The organism is Polyangium sorediatum (assembly GCF_029946465.1).
Taxonomy (GTDB): domain Bacteria; phylum Myxococcota_A; class Polyangia; order Polyangiales; family Polyangiaceae; genus Polyangium; species Polyangium fumosum.
In genome coordinates, this window is the sequence record NZ_JARZHI010000016.1 from 48133 (window position 1) to 69305 (window position 21173).

General features: G+C 68.7%; 13 protein-coding genes. 10 read left to right on the forward strand and 3 right to left on the reverse strand.

Going from position 1 to position 21173, the window contains the following annotated elements; all coding sequences use genetic code 11:
- Nucleotides 1-37 precede the first annotated feature (37 nt).
- Genes QHF89_RS19590 through QHF89_RS19600 form a run of 3 tightly spaced genes read left to right on the forward strand, consistent with a single transcriptional unit; the run spans nucleotide 38 to nucleotide 3720 of the window.
- On the forward strand, nucleotides 38-1153 hold the full coding sequence (locus QHF89_RS19590) for a LuxE/PaaK family acyltransferase (RefSeq protein WP_136966441.1): 1116 nt from the start codon (nucleotides 38-40) through the stop codon (nucleotides 1151-1153).
- Nucleotides 1150-2235: an acyl-CoA reductase gene (locus tag QHF89_RS19595; RefSeq protein ID WP_136966440.1), complete on the forward strand. Its 1086-nt coding sequence runs from the start codon at nucleotides 1150-1152 to the stop codon at nucleotides 2233-2235. Before QHF89_RS19590 ends, QHF89_RS19595 begins: the two co-directional genes overlap by 4 nt.
- Nucleotides 2236-2292: 57 nt before the next feature.
- Nucleotides 2293-3720, forward strand: a complete 1428-nt coding sequence (locus QHF89_RS19600; protein WP_284720700.1) for a GAF domain-containing protein — start codon at nucleotides 2293-2295, stop codon at nucleotides 3718-3720.
- A gap of 100 nt (nucleotides 3721-3820) precedes the next feature.
- Here QHF89_RS19600 and QHF89_RS19605 read toward each other — a convergent pair whose 3' ends face one another.
- Nucleotides 3821-3955, reverse strand: coding sequence for a hypothetical protein (locus QHF89_RS19605; protein ID WP_284720701.1), 135 nt, complete (start codon nucleotides 3953-3955; stop codon nucleotides 3821-3823).
- Between the two features lie 58 nt (nucleotides 3956-4013).
- Between QHF89_RS19605 and QHF89_RS19610 the strand changes: the two genes are divergently transcribed.
- The gene (locus QHF89_RS19610) at nucleotides 4014-4322 is read left to right on the forward strand and encodes a (2Fe-2S)-binding protein (RefSeq protein ID WP_136966439.1); all 309 of its coding nucleotides are present in this window, start codon (nucleotides 4014-4016) and stop codon (nucleotides 4320-4322) included.
- On the opposite strand, the gene QHF89_RS19615 is transcribed toward QHF89_RS19610, so the two are convergent.
- A complete protein-coding gene (locus QHF89_RS19615) occupies nucleotides 4323-5207 on the reverse strand; it encodes a radical SAM protein (protein ID WP_284720702.1) in 885 nt (294 codons plus the stop codon).
- A 173-nt stretch (nucleotides 5208-5380) separates the two neighbouring features.
- Between QHF89_RS19615 and QHF89_RS19620 the strand changes: the two genes are divergently transcribed.
- The 6 genes from QHF89_RS19620 (at nucleotide 5381) to QHF89_RS19645 (ending at nucleotide 18813) form a co-directional block, all read left to right on the forward strand.
- Nucleotides 5381-5887, forward strand: a complete 507-nt coding sequence (locus QHF89_RS19620; protein ID WP_136966437.1) for a peptidylprolyl isomerase — start codon at nucleotides 5381-5383, stop codon at nucleotides 5885-5887.
- 49 nt (nucleotides 5888-5936) lie between these two features.
- Nucleotides 5937-8588 carry an MGH1-like glycoside hydrolase domain-containing protein gene (locus tag QHF89_RS19625; RefSeq protein WP_136966436.1) on the forward strand — a complete coding sequence of 884 codons (2652 nt, stop codon included), beginning with the start codon at nucleotides 5937-5939 and terminating at the stop codon, nucleotides 8586-8588.
- Nucleotides 8585-13228 (forward strand): AAA family ATPase, encoded by a 4644-nt coding sequence (locus QHF89_RS19630; RefSeq protein WP_136966435.1) that lies wholly within the window; start codon nucleotides 8585-8587, stop codon nucleotides 13226-13228. Before QHF89_RS19625 ends, QHF89_RS19630 begins: the two co-directional genes overlap by 4 nt.
- A 109-nt stretch (nucleotides 13229-13337) precedes the next feature.
- Entirely contained in the window at nucleotides 13338-15479 is a 2142-nt protein-coding gene (locus QHF89_RS19635; protein ID WP_136966434.1) for an alpha-amylase family glycosyl hydrolase, read from the forward strand.
- Between the two features lie 23 nt (nucleotides 15480-15502).
- The gene (locus tag QHF89_RS19640; RefSeq protein WP_284720703.1) at nucleotides 15503-17542 is read left to right on the forward strand and encodes an alpha-amylase family glycosyl hydrolase; all 2040 of its coding nucleotides are present in this window, start codon (nucleotides 15503-15505) and stop codon (nucleotides 17540-17542) included.
- Between the two features lie 47 nt (nucleotides 17543-17589).
- On the forward strand, nucleotides 17590-18813 hold the full coding sequence (locus QHF89_RS19645; protein ID WP_284720704.1) for a cytochrome P450: 1224 nt from the start codon (nucleotides 17590-17592) through the stop codon (nucleotides 18811-18813).
- Nucleotides 18814-18816: 3 nt separating this feature from the next.
- Here QHF89_RS19645 and QHF89_RS19650 read toward each other — a convergent pair whose 3' ends face one another.
- On the reverse strand, nucleotides 18817-20994 hold the full coding sequence (locus QHF89_RS19650; RefSeq protein ID WP_136966431.1) for a hypothetical protein: 2178 nt from the start codon (nucleotides 20992-20994) through the stop codon (nucleotides 18817-18819).
- Between the last annotated feature and the right edge of the window lie 179 nt (nucleotides 20995-21173).

A 21173-nucleotide genomic window follows, 5' to 3' on the forward strand; every position in this document is an offset into this window, starting at 1 on the left:
TTGGCGGCCTTGCCTCGCTCCTGCTAGGAATCGCCGCGTGACGGTCCGGCCTACGAGCGAAGCGCTGCATGGGCGCGTGCAGGCGTTCGTCGAGGGGATCTTGCGCGGCGCGCCGCCCGAGCCCTTCGACGACCTCGCGCTCGCGCTCGCGCGCTTCCAGGCCGCGCACGTGCCTGCCCTCGGGCGCCTCGTCCGCGCGCGAGGCATCGACCTCGCGAGCGCGCGTGACGCTGCCGTGATCCCCGCGCTGCCTTGCGACGTCTTCCGGCTCGCGCGCATCGCCGCGCACGCGCCCGACGAAGACACGCTCGTGTTTCGGACGAGCGGCACATCCCAGGGCAAGGAAGCGCGCGGGGAGCACCCGTTCCGCACCACCGCCACGTACGAGCTCGTCGCGCTTCGTTGGGGCGAACGGATGCTTTGGCCCGATCGTCAAGACCTCGGCGTCCTCGTGCTCGCGCCGTCCGTCGAGGAGGTCGCCGACTCGTCGCTCGGCTTCATGCTCGATCTCTTCACCCGCGAGCTCGGTGGCCCTGTGAGCTTCCACGTGCGCGGCGGCGTGCTCGACCTCGACGGCGTGACGCGCGCCGCGGCCGAAGCACGCGCCGCAGGCAGGCCCGCGCTCGTGCTCGGCGCGTCGTTCGCGTTCGTGCACCTGCTCGACGGCGCCGGGGCGCGGGATCTCTCGCTCCCGCCGGGCAGCCGCGTCATGCAGACCGGCGGCTTCAAAGGTCGCTCGCGCGAGGTCGAGCCGACCGAGCTCCGGCGCGCGATGGCATCCCTGTTCGCCGTCCCCGAGGCTCACATCGTGGGCGAGTACGGCATGACCGAGCTTTCGAGCCAGCTCTATGAAGGCACGCTCGCCGCCGCGCTCGGCGCTCGTTCCCCGGCGCGGCATGGCGTATACGCGCCGCCGCCGTGGATGCGCGTGACCGCCTGCGAGCCCACGACGCTCGCGCCGCTCTCGCCGGGCGAGACGGGCATCCTGCGGTTCGTCGATCTCGCGAACGTCGACTCGTCCGTGGCGATCCAGACGTCGGACCTCGGGCGCGTGACCGACGAGGGGGTCGAGCTCTTCGGCCGCGCGCCGGGCGCCACGCCGCGCGGATGCTCGCTCGCGATCGACGAGGTTCTCTCGCGCGGTTCGTCATGAGCGCCGAGGCCGAAGCGAGGGCGCGTGTCCTCCGCGTGATCGCCGCGGGCAGGCGCATTCAGGATCCGAACGATCCGCTCGGCGCCGAGGCGCGGGCGCGTTTGCCCGAGGTCACCGGCCTCGATCCGAGGGGCGTCGAGCTCGCGCTCTCCGCGCACCTGGAGACGCAGCCGACGGACGCCGAGATCGACACGCTGCTCGTGCGCACGGGCCGCGCGCCCCGCTGCCACGTCGTCCTCGCGGCCAACGTTTGCACCGCGCCGCTCCGCGCGCTCGTGCTTGCCGCCGCGACCTCACCTGACATCGTCGTGCGTCCCTCGCGCCGTGATCCCGTCGTCACCGACCTCCTCGTCCGCGCGCTCTCCGCCGACGAAGCGTTCGTCCTGACGCACCACGCCTCCCTCACGCGCGCCTCCACCATCGCACCCGCGCCGGGCGACGAGCTGCACGTCTATGGCTCGGACGCCTCGATCGAAGCCGTCACACGAGGCCTTCCGGCAGGTGTCTGCGTGCGGGGACATGGCACCGGCATCGGTCTCGCGATCGTGGGTGCCGACGCCGCGCTCGACGCCGCTGCCGAGGCCCTCGCGTGGGACGTCGTCCCCTTCGATCAACGCGGCTGTTTGTCTCCGCGTTTCGTCCTCGTCGAGGGAGGAGAACCCCACGCGGAACGGTTTGTCCGAGCGCTCGACGCTGCCCTCGCCCGCGCCGCCGAGCGTGTCCCGCGCGGCCCCCTCGACCCCGCGCTCGCTGCCGAAATCACGCTGTATGGCGCTTCCATGGAGGCCATCGGCCTCTTCCTCGCGCGCCCCTCGCACGCCGTCGGCTTCGATCCTTCCCCACGGGCGCTCGTCTTGCCGCCGGCTGCGCGCGTCGTTCACGTCGTCGCGCTCGCGCCCGAACAAGCGCCGAAGCTCCTTGCCCCGTGGGCCCCGTTCGTCACGGCCGTCGGCGCGTGGGACGACGGTGCTCTTGCGCGCGTCGTCCTCGAACGCGCACCGTTTGCGCGCTGCTCGCCGCTCGGCGCGATGCAGCGCCCGCCCCTCGATGGGCCTGTGGACTTGCGCCCGTCCCGCGCATGATCGGGACCTCTTGCGACCGCTTTCCAAGACCGTCCCTCCTGGTATGGTACGGCCCGAATGCCGTCGCGTCCCTCCGACGAAGTCCTCGCCAACGACCCCGCGGTGACGCCGGTCGTCTCGACCTTGCCCCCGCCGCCGGAGTCGCAGAACCCAGTGCGCCGCGAGGTTCGCCTCGACCGCGTCCTCGACTTCGTTTCGTTCGTGGCCAAACCGATGCCGCTCTCGGTCCTCCTCGACGAGGCCCCGAAGCGCATCGCTGCCATCGTCCAGGCCGAGATCGTCTCGCTCTACCTGCTCGAAGGTGACGGCGACGCGCTCGTCCTTCGCGGCAATGTCGGGTTTCCCGTGGGCGCGCGCGGCACCGTGCGCATGTCCGTCGGCGAGGGCCTCACGGGGACGGCCGTCGCGACCCGGCGGCCCGTCGCTGTCGTGAAGGCGCCCGGCGATCAGCGCTGGCGCGCGTTTCCGTTCATCGACGAGGACCGTTACCCCGTCTTTCTTGCCGTCCCCATCCTCGGCCACGACCGCGTGCTCGGCGCGATCGTCGTGCAGCGCTCGGGCGACAGGGCCTACCGCCCGAGCGACGTTCGGCTCCTCGTCGCGCTCACCGCGCCGATCGCCTCGGCGATCCGGCATGCCGAGGTTCTCCGCGAGTTACGCGACAAGAAGCTTCGCCGTACGGGCGGCGGCACGCGCAAGGTCACGCTCCCCGGCGTCCCTTCGGTCCCGGGACGATCGCTCGGCGCCGTCGCGGCCTTGCGCCGCCCGGCCACCTCGCCGCACCGCAAGGCCACGGGCGAGGATCCGAAGCTCCTCCGTGGTGCGTGGAGCGCGGCCGAGAAGGCGCTCTCGGCGCTCGTCGCCCGCGCGGGCAAGCTCGGGCTCTCGCGCGAGGCGGCGTTCCTCTCCACGTACGAGCTCATGATCGGCGACCTGCGGCTTCGTCAGCGCGCGTCCGAGCTCGTCGCCGAGGGCCACGGCGTCGCGCAGGCGCTCGGCCTCGTCGCGCGCGAGGGCGTGCGCGCGGCGAATGGCATCGTTGGAGATCCCTTCCTGCAAGAGCGCGCGCGCGACATGGAGGACCTCTGCGATGCGCTCGTCATGCTCGCGTCGCCCGACGCGCGCGCCGAGCTTCCGACGAAGGCGGTGCTCATCGGTGATCGGCTCACCGTCTTCGACCTCGTCGTCTCGGCGCGCACGCATCCTGTGGGCGTCGTGCTCAGCGAGCGCGCCTCGGATCCCCGCACGCCCGTGCTCTTGAGGCTGCTCGGCTTGCCGTCGATCACGCAGGTCGAGGGCCTCTTCCAGTGGGCGTCCCCCGGCGACGTCGCGCTGCTCGACGCGGATCACGGCTTCCTCGTGATCAACCCGTCGCGCGCGGAAATGGCCACGCTCCGTGCCGAGCGGAAGAAGGGCAAAGCGCTGCCCGACGCGTCCGAAACGACCGAGGCTGAGGTCGAGGTGGACAGCGGCGAGATGGAATGAAACTCCGGCGCGCGGCGTGATCACGCGCGCTTCGTGGATCGTGCCGTCGAAAATGTCCGTCCGGTGCCGTGCGCGCGGGACGCACGGCACGGACGTGACTTCAGGACGCCGACTTCTGCGCGGGGCTCTGCTGCGCCTGCGTCTGGGCTTCGGCAGCCTTCTTCGCGCGCCAGCGGGCGAGCCTGCGCGTCTGGCGGACCTTCTCTTTGGCACGAACCTGCGGTTTCTGAGGCATGCGCCCCATATAGCCGATCCCCCCGGGGGGGCGCTACCATCCCGCGAGAGGTTCGTGCATGAAAACCCTGGTTTGCCGCTGTGAGGACGTGACGCTCCACGAGCTCGAAGCGGCCCTCGATCGTGGCTACCGCGACATCGAGTCGGTCAAGCGGTACACGGGCTTCGGGACCGGCTGGTGCCAGGGCAAGTGGTGCCTCGCGCTCTGCGCGCGGCTCGTACACGAGCGCGGCGGTGACGTCGACAAGCCCATCACCCCGCGGCCGCCGTATCACCCCATCTCGCTCTCCGTCCTCGCGGGCCTCGACGACCTCGACCTGCCCGGCGGCGGCCCGCACCACGGCGAAGACCACGACCCCAAGGGCTGATCACGCAGGCACGGCGCGCACCTCGTCTGCGCCGTGCCGCTCCACGTAGTCCGGGCGCAGCCCCGGGCACGTCTCGAAGTGCCGACAGCCCTCGCAACCCGCGGGCTTCACGCCGCCCGTGAGGCGCGAGTTTTTCAGGTCGAACACCTCGTCCGGCGTCACGACCCGCACGACGTCCGCGCCCGGGTGCCGCACGTGATCCTCGTACCCCGGCAAAAAGCACCGCGGGATGTGCAGCGCGTGCACCTCGTAGCCACCTTCCCGCGCCGCCTCGAACGCCTCGCGCGCCTTCGCGGCCACGTCCGAGAGCCGCGGGAGCTGGTCCACGTTCGCGCGGTTTCCATCCGTCAACGACACGAGCCACAACCGAAAATGCCGGATCCCCTGCGCGAAAAGCCCCTCGACCCAAGCGCGCACGTCCCGGTACGTGTCCTCCTTCAGGATCAGATCCGCGATCGGATCGAGCCCCCGCGCGACGAGGTTCTCGATCGCCTTTCGCCGCAGCTCCGCCGTTCCTTCGCGCTGCACCGTCTCCTCGTAGGCCGCGTCGCTCGGCGCGTGCATCGACACGTGGAACTGATCCACGCCCGCTTCGGCGAGCAGCGCGAGGTACGGCGCGTGCGCGTACCTGAGGCCGTTCGACGCGACCTTCACGTGCTCGAACCCGCGCTTCTTCGCGTACCGCACGAGCGCCGGCAGATCGCTCCGGATCGTCGGCTCGCCGCCGGTGAACGCGACATCGCGGAAGCCTCGTGTGGCGGCCCGATCGATCTCCCGCGCCACCTGCTCCGTCGACAGCGCGCGACGCCGCATCTCCTCGGTGATCGTGCAGTAGGTACACGCGAGGTTGCAGTCGTAGCCGAGGACCACATCGAGCAGCGGCACCCCGTCATCGTACCAGACGACGCCCCGAGCCTTTCGACGCTCGGGGCTACGCTCGGACAAGCCGAGCTACTCCCCGAGCCTTTCGACGCTCGGGGCTACGCTCGGACAAGCCGACCGATCTACGCCCCGAACCCCCTTGCGCGCTCGCGGCCCCTGGTCCACGTTCCCGCCCCATGGCAGCCCTCGCTGGCCGAGTTTCTGTTCTCCTCGCGCTCGCGTTCGTCTGTCCCGCGTGCACCTCGCTCGCCACAGGGCCGGACTGGACGGGGGGCGGGCTCGAAACGATCGGCCCTGCGCGGGCGGCCGAGCGCGAGGCCGTCGAGGAGCGCGAGCGGCAGCGGCTCGCCCGCCTGCCGACCCGTATTGGTGCGCGCCACATCCTCGTCATGCACCAGCGCTCCCAGCAGCGCCCCGAGGACGTCACCCGCACCCGCGACGAGGCGAAGCAGAAGGCGCAGGAGTGCCTGCGCGCGTTGCGGTCGGGCGCGGCGTGGGCGTCGGTCGTCACCGAGTGCTCCGACGAGCCTGGAGCGGGCGATCGCGGCGGGGATCTCGGCCAGTTCGAGCGTGGCGCCATGGTCAAGGCCTTTTCGGACGCCGCGTTCGAGCTCCAGATCAACGAGATCAGTGAGGTTGTCGAGACCGCTTACGGATTTCACATCATCCAGCGCACCGAATGATCGTGCCTCGGGCGCTTGGGGGTGCCTCGAACCCTGATATGTTCGAGGCATGCAGGCGTGGAAAACCGAGGAGCACCATCGACTCGCCCAGGCGCGCGAGCGTGTTCTTCGCTGGAAGGACTGGGGACCCTACGTCGCGGATCGCGCCTGGGGCACCGTCCGGGAGGACTACAGCGCGAGCGGGGATGCCTGGGGGTATTTCCCGCACGATCACGCGCGGAGCCGCGCCTATCGCTGGAACGAGGACGGCCTCGCGGGGATCTGTGATCGCGCGCAGATCCTCTGCCTCGCGCTTGCCCTGTGGAACGGCCGCGATGCCATTCTGAAAGAGCGCCTCTTCGGCGTCACCGGCCCCGAGGGCAATCACGGCGAGGACGTCAAGGAGGTCTACCATTACGAGGACGCGACCCCGACGTCGAGTTACCTCCGTTTCCTCTACAAATATCCCCAGCGCCGTTATCCGTACGAAGAGCTCGTCGCGGGGAATCGAATGCGCGGCGGCGACGAACCCGAGCTCGAGACCTGGGACATCGGCCTCTACGACGAGGGTCGATACTTCGACGTCACCGTCGAATACGCGAAACGCGCGCCCCAGGACATCTTGATGGTCGTCACCGTCGAGAACCGCGGCCCCGAGGACGCCCCGATTCACGTCCTGCCGCACCTCTGGTTCCGCAACACCTGGTCGTGGGACGAAATCGTCGTCGCGCCGCCCGAGATCCACGAAGGCGAACGCGGCGAGGGCTTCGCCTCCCTCCGCTGCACCCACCACGACCTCGGCGCCTTCCATCTTTACATCGAGGGCGACGACACGACCCTCCTTTTCACGAACAACGAGACCAACACCGAGCGCCTCTTCGGCTCGCCCTCGCGCACGCCTTACGTCAAGGATGCCTTCCACGCGCGCGTCGTCCACGGCGACGAATCCAAGACAAACCCCGCCGGACGTGGCTCGAAGGCGGCGGCGTGGCGCGTGTTCAATGTACCCGCCGGGGGCCGTGTCGTTCTCCGCGCGCGGCTTTGCCCCGAGCCCGAGCGAGCTCCGTTCGAGGGCTCGGATGAGCTCCTCGCGAAACGCAAGGCCGAGGCGGACGCGTTTTACCTGGCCATGCAAGGCCCGCACATGTCCGACGAGCGTCGGGCGATCCAGCGCCAGGCCTCCGCGGGTTTGCTCTGGTCCATGCAGCTTTACCATTACGACGTCGACGTCTGGCTCCGCGGCGACGCGATCGCGCCGCCGGCCGAGCGGCTCCGCGGCCGGAACAAGGACTTCCGGCATCTCTCGGTCGCCGACGTCATCTCCATGCCCGACAAATGGGAATACCCCTGGTTCGCGGCCTGGGACCTCGCCTTCCATGCGCTCGCGCTCGCGCCGATCGACATGGACCTCGCGAAAAACCAGCTCAAGCTGATGGTCAAGGAGTGGTACCAGCACCCGAACGGCCAGGTTCCGGCCTACGAATGGGAGTTCGGCGACCTCAATCCCCCGATCCTCGCTTGGGCCGCCTACCAACTCTACAAGATCGAGCGCAAGCAGCGCGGGAAGGGCGATCGGCTCTTCCTCGAACGCATGTTCCACAAGCTGCTCATCAACTTCGCCTGGTGGGTGAACAAGCGCGACGCCGAGGGAAACAACGTCTTCGAGGGCGGCTTCCTCGGCCTCGACAACATCTCCGTCTTCGACCGCAGCGAGCCGCCGCCGCCCGGCATGAAGCTCGAACAGGCCGACGCCACCGCGTGGATGGCGATGTATTGCATCGACCTCATGCGGATCGCCCTCGAGCTCGCAATGGAAAACTCCGCGTACGAGGACGCGGCGAGCAAGTTCTTCGAGCATTTCCTCCGCATCGCCTACACCTTCCACCACGCCGAGCCACCCGAGATCCCGCTCTGGGACGACGCCGAGGGGTTTTACTTCGACATCCTCACGGTCCACGGCGAGCCCCACCACCTGCCCGTGCGCTCCATGGTCGGCCTCATTCCCCTCTTCGCCGTGCACGTCATCGGCCCCGAGGTCTATCGCAAGCTGGACAACTTCCGTCGCCGCATGGAGTGGTTCCTCGGGAAAAAACCCCATCTCGCCGAGGCCCTCGTCAAGCGCCCCGACGGCCGGTATGTCCTCACGGCCGTCCCGCCCGGCAAGCTCGAACGCGTCCTCGGCCACCTCTTCAACGAGGACGAGTTCCTCTCGCCGTTTGGCCCGCGCTCCCTCTCGAAGGAGCACCAGAAACGGCCTGTCGTCCTTTGGCAGGGCGAACGCCGGCTGGAGGTGAGCTACGAGCCGGGGGAATCGAAGAGCCGCATGAAAGGCGGGAACTCGAACTGGCGTGGTCCCGTCTGGATGCCCACGGCATACATGATTTATCGCTCGCTCCTCCGTCTCGACCACGGCTTCGGCGATGTTTTGTGTATTCCCGCCACGCGCACGCATGGGCCCCGCACGCTCCGCGAGGCGGCCGACGAGATCGCGACGCGCCTCGTCGCCCTCTTCGAGCGCGGACCCGACGGCAAGCGCCCCGTGTATGGCGATTCCGACCTCTTCCAGTTCGACCCGCATTTCCGGGACAACCTCCTCTTTTACGAATACTTCCACGGAGACACCGGCGAGGGGCTCGGGGCCTCGCACCAGACCGGCTGGACGGGCCTCGTCGGGGATCTCGTGCTGCGACTCGAACGACATCGGAGGGACGACTCGGCATGAGCCGCTTGGGGAAAGGAGACGAGCGTGGACAATCGACCCTCGCCGCCCTCCTCGCGTCTGGAATGCAAACCCCCGAGGTGGCCGCGCGCGTCACGCTCGCGCTCGCCCTCGTGCTCGACGAGCTTCATCGCGCAGGCCGCGCGCACGGTGATCTCTCGCCCGCGACCATCCTCGTCGAGCCCGCGTCGGACGACGCATTCCTCGCCGACGCCGGCCCTCGCAGCGGCGCCGATGGGCGTGGCCCGGTCCGCGAGTCCTCGCTCGCGTATGCAGCCCCGGAGCGCACGCGGCGCACGAGCCGTGGCTTCGATGGGCGCGCCGATCTCTATTCCCTCGGCGCCATTCTTTATGAAATGCTCACGGGCGCGCCGCCGTTCGTCTCCGCCGATCCCTTGGCGCTCGCCCACGCGCACCTCGCGCGCGCGCCCGTGCCCGCGCACGAGCGGGATGCGGCTGTCCCGCGCGTGCTCTCCGACATCACGCAGAAGCTCCTCGCGAAGGCGCCCGCGGCGCGATACCAGACGGGCCGCGCGCTCGCGCTCGACCTCGAACGATTCTTGCGCGAAGGCCCCGCCGCCGCGCCGTTTCCCCTCGGTACCCGCGACGGCCCCGACGATCGGCGTATCTGGGACAAAACCTTCGGCCGCGAGGCCGAGGCCCGCGCGATTGCTGCATGCGCGCGGCGAGCCATGGCGGGCGCGCCCGAGCTCGTGCTCGTCGTGGGCCCGGCCGGCTCTGGCAAATCCACGCTCGTCGCCGAGGCGCGTGAGCAAATCATCCACCAGGGCGGCCTGTTTGTCGCGACGAAGCCCAAGGAAGGAGCCGCGCCCCGCGCGCCCCTCGCCGAGGTCGTCACGGCCCTCGCGCGCCGCGCCCTCGCCGAGCCGGAAGCACGCCTCGATGCGATCCGCGCGCGTCTCCTCGAGGCCCTCGACGGTCAGGGCGCGCTGCTCGAAGACCTCGCGTCCGTTGTGGCCCTCGTCCTCGGGCCATCTCCATCGCTGCCCGATCTCGGGGCCGCCGAGGCGCGCCGCCGCGTGGGGCGTGCGGTTTGCCTTTTCCTTCGGGTCTTCTGCGAGCACTGGCCCCTCGTCGCCGTTTTTTTCGACGACCTCGATCACGCCGACGCCGACACGCTCGCCATTCTCGCCGACGTCCTCGCCGACGAAGGCCTCTCGCGTCTGCTCGTCCTCGGCGCAGCGCACGAGGAGGACACGGCACCCGCGCGGCCGCTCGGCGCCTTCCTCGAATCCATCACCTCGCGTGGCGTCTCCCTTCAAAAAATCGTCCTCGGCCCGCTCGAACCCGAGGACGTCGGGCGTATCATTGCGGACGTCCTCTCCGTGGCCGAGCACGAGGTCGCGGCGCTTGCGCGCCTTTTGCACCGCAAAGCACGCGGCAATCCATTTCTCGTCCTGCACGTGCTCGACGCCCTCTTTTCCGAAGGCCTCGTCGATCGGGATCCCACGACGAACGCCGTTTGCTGGGACGAACGGCGTATCCTCGAAGTGCCGATTCCCGACGACGCCGCCCGTTTCGTGGCCGACCGGCTGAGCAAGCTCTCGCCCGGGGCGCGCCGCGTCCTCGCCGCCGCGGCCGTGCTGGGACAGGGATTCGAGCAAAACAAACTCCTGGTGATCCTCGGCGCACCCGAGGCCGACCTCTCCGAGCCGCTCGCCGAGGCGATCGATCTGGGGATGATCGTCCCGGGGACCGGCACGTACCATTTTGTGCATGAAAAGGTGCGTGAGGCGGCCCGAGCGCTGCTCAAAGGGGACGCGCGTGCGCGCGTGCACCTCGCCATCGGCCGCGGGATGCGCGCCGAGACGGGCGCCGAAGGCGATCGTCTCTTCGAGATCGCCCACCATTTTCGTGAAGGCGCCTCCCTGCTCGACGACGGGGACGAACGCCTCTCCGTCGCGCACCTGCTCTTCGAGGCGGGCCGCAAGGCGCAATCGCAGGCTGCGTTCCGCGTCGCCGTCGATTTCTACGACGCCTCGGCTGCGCTCCTCTCGGCGTCCGCGCTCGCCACCGATCCCGCGTTTGCCCTCGTGCTTTTTTCCTCGTGGGCCGAATGCGTGTACATCGAGGGACACGCCGAACGCGCCGAGGCGCTCTTTTCCGAGGCGCTCTCGCACGCTCGAACGCCGCTCGAACGCGCGCGCGTGCACGGGCAGCGCCTCGCCCTCCAGGTCTCGCGCGGCCGGTACATGGATGCCATTGCGGCCGGGCGAGAAGGTTTGTCCGAGCTCGGCGTCCTTTTGCCTGAGCGAGGGGCCGAGGCTGCTTCGCTCCCTGCGGCGCTCGCCGATATCGCGCGCCTCGTCGGCGGGCGCACGCCGGTAGACCTCGCCCGCGCCCCGCGCATCGCGGATCCGCGTGTCGTCACGCAGCTCGATCTGCTCACGGCGCTCGTCCCGCCCACGTACATCGCCGATCAGGCGCTTTACCTCGTCGTCATCGTGCGGCTCGTCGCCGCTTGCGTCGAGCACGGCCATGCCGACGTCGCGTCGTACGCGTATGCCAGTTACGCGCTCATGCTGGCGATGATCCTCGGCGACGGGCCAGCCTCGCGGGCGTTTTTCGACCTCGCGGTGCTGCTCGAAGATCGCATCGAAAACCCGGCGCTCCGCGGCAGGACATCCTGGACCCTCGGCGCGTGCTCCACGCCTTTTTTGCCCGTCCGGCGCGCGCTCCCGTTCGTCGAGCGCGCGCTCGTCCATAGCCTCAGAATGGGCGACGTCCCGTACATCTCGTATTCGCTCTACCTCGGCGTCGCCCTGCGGTACTGGGCGGGCGAGCCCCTCGCCTCGGTGCGCGAGGCCTGGGCCAAGGCCACGGTGATCCTGCCGGACGTGCGGGATCCGCTCGCCACATACACGCTCGCCGCGTTCGGTCGGATGCTCGCCGCCCTCGACGGGCGCACCCGGGCGCCGGCCTCGTTCGACGGCGAGACGTTCGACGATGCGTCGTTCGTCGCGACAATCGAACGCAACTTCGGATTTGCGGCGTGTATGCACCACGCCCTGCGGACGCAGCTCTGCTTGCTCCACGGCGATCTCGACGGCGCGCTCGTATGGGCCGAGCGCACCGAGGGGCAGATGGCCGCGGGTATGTGGCTTTATCTGGAGACCTTCGCCACCTTCCTCGTCGCCCTCACATTCGCGGTGCGTCTCGCCGGCGCGGACGAGGCCGAGCGCGCGCGCTTGAAAGAACGCCTCGCGCCGTACCACGCGAAGCTCGGTGCCTGGCTCGGGCTTTTTCCGGACAACTGTCTCCCGTTGCATCGCCTCATCTCCGCGGAGATTCACGCGGCAGAAGGGCTTCATGGCGAGGCCCGCGAGCTTTACGACGAGGCGATCGAATCATCCCGGACAAACGGCTTCGTTCACCATGAGGCGCTCGCCTCCGAGCGTGCGGCGCATTATTACGCCAGCCGCGGGCGGCACGAGCTCTCGCGCCCCTACCTCGAAGCTGCGATGCGCGCGTATGCGCGCTGGGGCGCGACTGCGAAGGTGCGTGACCTCGAAGCGCGGCACCCCGACGTCTTCGGAGGCACATCGTCCGGACAGGGAGGGAGCGGTCCCGCGGACAAACCGGCGCGCGTCACCGATCGCCCCTCGCGCGGCGGCAGGTCGCTCGACGCCATGGCCATCGTGCGGGCGGCGCAGGCCATTGCCGGCGAAATGGACCTCGATCGCCTGCTCGAACGCCTCCTCCGCACGGTGCTCGAGGTCGCGGGCGCCGACCGCGCCGTGCTTGTCCTCGCGCGTGAAGGAGAGCTTTTCATCGGCGCGAGCTTGACCGTCGACGGCGCGGAGGTCGGCGCCATGCGCCCGCTCGCCGGAGCCTCCGGCGTTGCGCCGAGCGTCGTGCAATACGTCGCGCGCACGCGCTCGCCGGTCGTCATGGGTCGCGGCGCGGCCGGCACGCCGTTCGAGGCCGATTCGCACCTCGGCCTCGCTGCGCCCCGTTCCTTCCTCGGATTGCCGCTCGTCCACCGCGACGCCCTCTCGGGCGTCCTCTATCTCGAAAATCGCCTCGTCGAGGACGCATTCTCGGAGGACCGCGTCGAGCTGCTCTCGCTCCTCGCGTCGCAGGCGGCGATCGCCCTCGAGAATGCGCTCCTCCTCGCAGACGTGCGGCGCCGGACGGACGACCTCGCGCGGGCGAACGACGGGCTTCAGGCCGAGCTTTTGCGCCGCGCCAAGGCCGAGGCGGAGCGCGCCTCGTTCGAGCAGGCGATGATCGAAATGCAGCGCGCGCGCCTCGCCGAGCTTTCTGCGCCGCTCGTTCCGATCACCGACAAGGTCATGGTGATCCCGCTCATCGGCGCGATGGACGCCGGGCGCGCCGAGGATCTCCTGCGCGTCGCGCTCGAAGGCGCGAGCAAGCGGCCCTTGCGCGCGCTCATCATCGACATCACGGGCGTCCGTGTGGTCGACACCCACGTCGCGAGCCGCCTGCTCGACACGGTTCGCGCGGTCGAATTGCTCGGCGCCGAGGTCGTGATCACCGGTATCCGGGGCGACGTCGCGCAGGCGCTCGTGAAGCTCGACATCGACTTCGGCGCGAAGGTCCCCACGCGGAGCACGCTCCAGGCGGGGATCGCGTATGCTCTTTCCCGCTGTCGGCGCTAAAATCGATTCGAACCAGGAACCCCGCCGATCCGTCCCCGCGCTCGGGCGTCGCTTCGTGCTCCATGCATGACGAACGGCCGTCCGGTGTGGTAATGCATAACGAGGAGCCATGCGAACGACGTCCTTCCTTCACGCATGGGTTTTGGTGCTCGGGCTTGCCTCCGCGGGCTGCGGCGGACCCGAATTCCCGCGGCGTGATTGCGCGACCGTGATCTGGGCCGAACCCGGCTCGGGAGACGACATCCGCGTCGAGGGGAGCTGGGACGGCTGGGCCGAGGCGAAGCCCCTGGAGCAACGCGACGACGGATGGTTTCTGCTCCCATTGAATCTTTCCCCCGGGGAGTACGGATACCGCATGGTCCAGGGGGGCAAGCGCTCGATCGACAGGCTCAATCCGCTGACCACGTGGAAGGGCGAGGAGGAGGTCTCGCTCGCGATCGCCGAGAGCTGCGGCGCGCCGGAGATTCGTGTCGACGCCGTGGATGTCTCCGGCGACGAGGTCACCGTGAGCGGCGTCTTTCTGGCGTCGCCCGAGGGATCCGCGCTCGACCCTGCGTCGCTGCGGGCCGAGCATCGGGGCGGCGGCGAGATATTGCCCTGGAATGCCCAGGCGGCAGACGGGCGATTCACGTTCGTCGCGCGCGGGCTCGGCCGTGGCAAGCATACGTTCACCCTTCGCGGCGCCGACGAATCCGGGGCCGAGGCGAGCCCGAAGATCGCCGTCGCGTGGGTCGATCCGGCGCAGAACGCGTGGCACGAGGGGCTCCTGTATCACCTCATGATCGACCGTTTCCGCGGCGACGGGGGCGCGCCGCTCGCGCCGTTGCCTCCGGACAAATCCGGCTCCCGCGCGGGCGGGACGCTCGACGGCGTGCGTACGGAAATCGAGCGCGGCACGTTCGACGAGCTCGGCGTCACGGCGCTATGGATCTCGCCGGTCTACACGAATCCCATCGAGATCCGCGAGGGCCGCGGCGACGGCCGGCCTTATGAGGGATATCACGGCTACTGGCCGCTCGAATCACGCGGGGTCGAGCCGCGCATCGGCGGCGAGGACGCCCTGCACACCATGGTCGACGAAGCGCATCGGCATGGGATCCGCGTGATCTTCGACCTCGTGCCGAATCACGTCTACGAGCACAACGAGCGATATCTCGCGAACCGGAACAAGGGCTGGTTCAACGACGGCCTCGACAAATGCGTGTGTGGCTCGCCCGGCTGCGGCTGGGGCGAGAAGCTCTCCACGTGCTGGTTCACCTCGTACATGCCCGACGTGCGATTCGAGCACCCCGATTCGATGCGGGCCCAGGTCGACGACGCCGTCTTCTGGATGAAGGAGTTCGACGCGGACGGCGTGCGTATCGACGCGGTCCCCATGATGCCGCGCGCGGCCACGCGCCGGATCACGCACGCCTTCGGCCGCCTTGCGGCCGGCAAAGACGCGCTCTTTTCGATCGGCGAGGTCTTCACCGGCCCCGGCGCGGTCGGCATCGAGAGCATTCGGTATTTCCTGGGCCCGCATAGCCTCTCCGGTGCCTTCGATTTCCCGCTCATGTGGAAGCTCCGTGAGGTCTTTGGCCTCGACCGCGGAAGCCTCTCCGAGCTCGAAGACATCCTCGTCTCGACCGACGCGGCTATTGTTGGCTCGGGCGCGGTGCTCGGCCGCATGATCGACAACCACGACACGTCGCGGTTCGTCTCCGAGGTGACGGGCGACGGCGCGAACGACCCCTGGTACGACAAACCCGCGCAGCCGACGGATCCCATCGTGTATGCGCGCGCGAAGATGGCGCTCGCGTTCATCCTGACGCTCCACGGCCTGCCCGTCCTCTATTATGGTGACGAACTCGCGCTCGCGGGCGCGGGGGATCCGGACGCGCGCCGGGTGATGCCGGATCCCTTGGCGATCGGGTCTTTGCAATCGGAGGTGCGGGATCTCGTCCGAAGGCTCGGCCATTTGCGCCGTTGCTCGCCTGCGCTCCGTACGGGCACGCGCAGGCCCATCGTGGCGACCAAGGACGAATATGCTTATTTGCGGGACGCGGGGGATGGGGATCCCGTGCTCGTGTTTTTCGCGCGCAAGACGGCGCTCGTCTCCGTGCCGACCGGCGCCGTGCCGCTCGGCAACTACATCGACGTCCTCTCCGGCGAGACGATCGAGATCACCGCCGGCGGCGCCGTTCCGCTCGAAGCCCACTCCTTCCGCGTGCTCGTGCGCGCGGGGAGCCCTTGCCGCAACCCCTCACCTTGACGGGCCTCCGAATGAAAACTTCGATGAATACGTTCACAGCGCTCGCCCTCTCGGGCCTCCTCGTCGCGCCACTGCTCGGCGCGGCGTCCTGTTCGAGCGACGAACTCAATGGTTATCAGCCGCCCGATGGATTGGGCGGCTACGATCCCGGGGAAAAACCCCCGGTGCTCAGCGGCTCCGGCTCCGGCGTCGGCGCGGGCGGCCCTACGGGCCAGGGCGGCGCGGGCGGCGGCGAGCCTCCGGGCCCGCCCATGTGTGACGATAGCTTGAAGCGCTGCGAATACATCTTCACGCTCGCCGACATGGGCCAGACCAGCGTGGTCGTGCGCGGCAATTTCGCCGCTGACGGCTGGGACGTGGGCGTCTCCATGACGAAGGCGAACGGGCAATGGGAAGCCACCGTCCCGATTCCCTACAACCAGCCCGTCCAGTACAAGTTCGTCATCGACGGGAACAACTGGATCAATGACCCGGGAAACCCGAACACGATCGACGACGGGTTTGGTGGGAAAAACAGCCTCGTCTCGCCGACGACCTGTGACCCCTGGACGTGCGACGATCCGCCGGAGGACAGCCCCGTCGAAGCCTGGCGCGACGCGGTCCTTTATTTCGTCTTCGTGGACCGCTTCCTCGACGGCGACCCCTCGAACAACGGCGCGGCCGTGCCGAACGTCCCGACGGCGTCCAATTACCAGGGCGGCGACTGGCAGGGCGTCATCAACAAGATCAAGGACGGGTATTTCACGAAGCTCGGCGTGAACTCCCTCTGGCTCACGGTCCCGATCGACAACACCGAGCTCGCCGGCTTCGGCAACGACGGCAAGAACTACAGCGCTTACCACGGCTACTGGCCGAAGGATTTTTACAAGGCCGAGGAGCGCTTCGGCACGATGGCGAAGCTGAAGGAACTCGTCGACGAGGCGCACAAGGTGAACATCACCGTCCTCATCGATTATGCGGCGAACCACGCGCACGACTCGGCGCAGGTCTACAAGGACAACACGAGCTGGTTCTGGCCGAACACGAACGGCAGCGGCGGCAACTGCGTCTGCGGCGAGGGCTGCTCCTGGGACGGCGCGACCACCGAAAAATGCTGGTTCACGCCCTACCTGCCCGATTTCAATTACGAGAACGCGGCGGCGCGCAAGTACAGCATCGACAACATGGTCTGGTGGTGGCAGCAGACAGGCATCGACGGCTTCCGCCTCGATGCGCTGAAACACATGCACATGTCGTGGCTCACCGATCTCCGCTCGCGCGTCACGGCCGAGATCGACTCCGTCACGGGCAAGCATTTCTACATGGTCGGCGAGACGTATACGGGCGACAAAGCGCTCATCAAGAAGTACGTCAATCCGTCGACCATGCTCGACGGCCAGTTCGATTTCCCGCTCCGCGCCGAGATCTGCTCGAAGGTCCTCATGCGCCAGGGCACGATGCAGCAGCTCGAAGGCTTCTTGAATGGCAATGACGACGCCTACGGGAACGGCGTCATGAGCACGTTCATCGGCAACCACGACCTGCCCCGTGTCATTCACCTGGCCCAGCAAAACCCGCTCTGGAGCGATTCCTGGGACGGCGGCAAGAACATGAACTGGCAAAACCAGCCGGGTCTGCCCGCCGGGCAGGACGCATTCGAGCGCATGGCGAACGGGTTCACGCTCATCATGACCACGCGCGGCGTCCCGCTCATCTATTACGGCGACGAGATCGGCTTGCCCGGCGCGGGTGACCCGGACAACCGGCGGTTCATGCAATGGAACGGGTACTCCGCCGGCCAGACCCTGCTCCGCACGCACCTCGAAAAGCTCGGGCAGATCCGCAAGGATCACGTCGCGCTCCGGCGGGGCAAGCGCTCGTCGTTATGGGCCTCGAACGATACGATGGCCTACAAGATGGTGCACTCGACCGAGACGGTTTACGTTGCCATCAACCGCGGCGACACGCAGGGATCCGTCGGAAACCTGCCGAGCGGCAACCTTACGAACTTGCTCACGGGTCAGGCCGTGAGTGGACCCACCGTAAACTTGCCGCCGCGCAGCTCGATGATTCTCGTGCAGTAATTTTCCACGTCCGGCGGGCGTCGTCATGGCGTGCTATGCATACGCTCATGACGACGCCCGCACCTCTGCGTTACGATCCCATGGATCCTTCGTTCACCAAGGATCCGCACCCCTTGCTCGCTCGCTTTCGTGAAGAGTCGCCCGTCTACCACTGGGAACAGGGAGGCGGGTACATCTTCTTCCGCTACCGGGATTGCATGGCGCTCCTGCGAGAGTCGAGGCTCGGAGTCGATCCCACCCTCGGTGCCGGCTTTCCTCCTGAATTGAAGTCCGCCTTCCCCGAATTCGCGGCGCTACGCGAAAACGACCTCTTCATGGTCCCCCCGGCGGCGCACGCGCGGCTGCGCAAGCTCCTGAACCCAACGTTCGGCCCCCGCGCGGTCGAGGCGCATCGCCCGAAGGTGAAGGCGATCATCGCCGCGCTGCTCGACAAGCTTCCGAAGGAGGGCGAGGTCGACATCTCCACCGAATTCACCCGGCAATATCCCGTGCGGGTGATCGCCAGCATCCTGAACATCCCCTCGGACCACGTGCCGGAGTTCGTGGCTTTCGCCGAGGCCCTCATCTCCACGATCATGCCGGGGCTCTCGCCCGAGCAATTCGCGGCGTGCATGCCGATCATCTCGCGCGGCATGGCGATCGTGCGCGCCGTCATCGCCGATCGCCGGGCGAACCCGATGCCGAACGACCTGACGACCGAACTCATCAACGCGTGTGATGAGCAGGATCGGCTCTCCGACGCCGAGCTCGTCTCGCTCGTCGCGGGTCTGCTCGTCGGCGGCACCGACACCACGTACCACGGGACGAATCAGGCGATCCTGACGTTGCTCCAGCACCCCGAGCAGCTCGCGATCTTGCGAGATGACCCGAGCCTCGCGCGGAATGCCTTCGACGAGACCCTCCGGTTCAACATCTTCGGCCGGGTGCCGATGGTTCGGTATGCAACGGAGTCATTCGCGTACGGGGACGTCCACCTGGAGCGGGGCCGACCCGTCTTCCTGTTCCTGATGTCGGCGTTCCGGGATCCGGAGTATCTGGCCGATGCGAACACGTACGACATTCGCCGCCAGCACACGGGGACCCACTGGTTCGGGCTGGGCCCCCATTTCTGCCTCGGCGCCTCGCTCGCCCGCATGGAGGCTGAGATCGCGCTCCAGAGCCTGTTCGCGCGGTATCCGACGATCGAGATCGCGGGCGAGCCGGTCTATGGGATGCACCCGATCATGCGCACCATGGACCAGTTCCCCATCCGCGTCAGCGCTTCGGCCTGACGTTCATTCAGGACAAACTGTCCGCTCCGCGAGCGTCTGCCCGTCGATCCCGAAGACCACGATGTCTTTGCCGGTCACCGCGGCGCCGAACGCGCCATACCCATAACTCGACAGGAGCTTCCGCTCGGGCCGGCGCACCTCGCCGTTCGGCCCGAGTTCGATTGTGACGACTTCCCGCGCGAAAGGCCCGGTCGCGGCAATCAAGAAGCCGTCGGCCGTGCCGATCACGGACGGATTCCGCAGCAAGGCGTAGGGCCCGGATGCGAGCGACGGGGCGCCGATCGCCTTTCCCGTGTCGTCGAGGCGCGCCACGCGGATCACGCTCGTCTCGGTCCGCTCGGTGCCGGTCACGCACGCGACGAGCAGCCCCTTCGGGCCATGGCCGAGCGCGCAATCGCCGGGCTGGAAGGGGAATCGTGCCGCCGGGGCGGGCTGCGAGACGATACGCGCGGCGCCGTCGAGTAGCGCCGTCACGACCGCGCCCCCGCGCGCGTAGGCGACCACGAGGCCCTTGCTCGTCCAGGCGAGGCCAGGCCGGCTCGTCATGGGGTCTCCGGGCAGGCGCGTCGTTTTCCGCATGGCGCCGGCCTCGTCGATTCTCCCGACCTCGACGCCGCCCTGTTCGTCGATCCACGCAGCCGCGAATCCCCCGGGCACGCGCGCGAGCGTTGGCTCGCGTCGACCTGCCGCCGCGGGAAGGACGGCGCGCGTCGTGGTTTTTCCTTCGCGATCGACGCGCACGAAAATCATCTCCTCCTTTTCGAGGCGGAGCGCAGCCCAACCGCCGTCGTCGAGCGAAAGGACGGACGCCGCGCCCGTGTTTGGTTGCAGGCGCAAGGCTTCGGGCGCGGGACGCGTGCGCGCATCACACGGGCCCGCCGGGGTCGTCTCGCTCGGCGCCGGGGCTTCACGGCAGGCGAGGCGGGCGGCCACGACCTCGGGCGTTTTCCCTTTCTGCAATCGATCCCGGTTGTATACGACGAGCCATTCTTTCCCGATCCAGAGGACGGCGGGCATTTCTCCGGACGAATCCTTGTCGTGCAGGGTCAGCGGCGGCGCCGCGCCGCCATTCGGATCCACAATCGTGATCAGCGCCTCCGGATCCCGCGCGACGATGACCGACGCGTGGAAATGCGCCTCGTAGGCCACCGCGAACCGCACGCCGTCCCAGGCGAGGACGGGCTTGCGCGGCGACGCAATGGGGTCGGGGTGTGTCGCGACGACCCGCGGCGCGAGCTTGGGATGGCCCGCGGCGTCGAGGACCGCGAGCCATATCTTGTGGTCCTGATCCCAGGCGACGGCGAGGCCCGCGGGCGTGGGCAAGAGGAAAGGATTGACCCCGCCCTGGAGCGTCGCGCCCACGCCCGAGAGCCCATTCTCCGTGAGGCGACGGATCTCGATCGTGCCGCGCGTCTCGCGCGAATGCCAGCCGACCCAGTACGCCTCGCCGTCCCACACGATCGAGGGGACGCCGGGATTCTCGCCCGTGGAGAGCTCGAAGGTGCGCTTGACCTTGCCCGTCTTCGCGTCGACGAGCGCGACACGCACCGACTCGTGCATGGGATAGGGGCCGCGTGTCCAGGCGACGGCGATCTCGTCCTTGCCCCACGCGATCGCGGGCGTGCCGTCGAGCCGCGGCGAAGGATCGACGCGCGCCGACCAGAGCGGGCGATCCTGCGCGTCGAGCCGCACCAGCTCGATATCGGCCTCCTGCTGCGCGTGATACACGACCGACGCGACCACGACGTCGCTCCCGCGGAAGGCCCCCACGACGTGCGAGCGCTCGTGTTTGTCCGGGAATACAATTTCGCGCACGCTCTTCGCCGCGCCCGAGGCTTCGAGCCGCGCGACGAATGCTTTCTGGCTGTCGTGATCGAGGTACACGTACCCCGCGCCCGCATCCAGCCTGCCGAGCGAGGGCCGGTCCTCGTAGAAAAACGCGGACGCGCCGCGGGCGACGTCCACCGAGGCGCGCGCCTCGAGCCCGTGCGCGCACGAGGCCGGCGGCGCCTCGGCCCCCGGGACCGACGGCGTGGGGCCCTGGTCCGGCTCGGGCGTCGTGGGCGCCGGGACCGGCTCGCTCTTCGTGGGCACGACAGGGGTGCCACATCCGAGCCAAAGACCCATGAGCGCAGCCGGGAGGCCGAGGGAAAGGCGCTTGCCTCGCGAAATCGTCATCATCGTGCTCTCCAGACCAGGCGACGAGCAGGCTGAGCCTAGCGCGCGGCCCGCCGCCCGTCCATGGCCCAGCGCCGCGCCCGCCGCCCCGAACCTGGGCTTTCTTCGAATTCGGAATGCCGAGTGATTCCACCTTCGGGGAGCTGGAAAAGCGGAATGCGTGGTCCAGCCTGGTCGGCCCG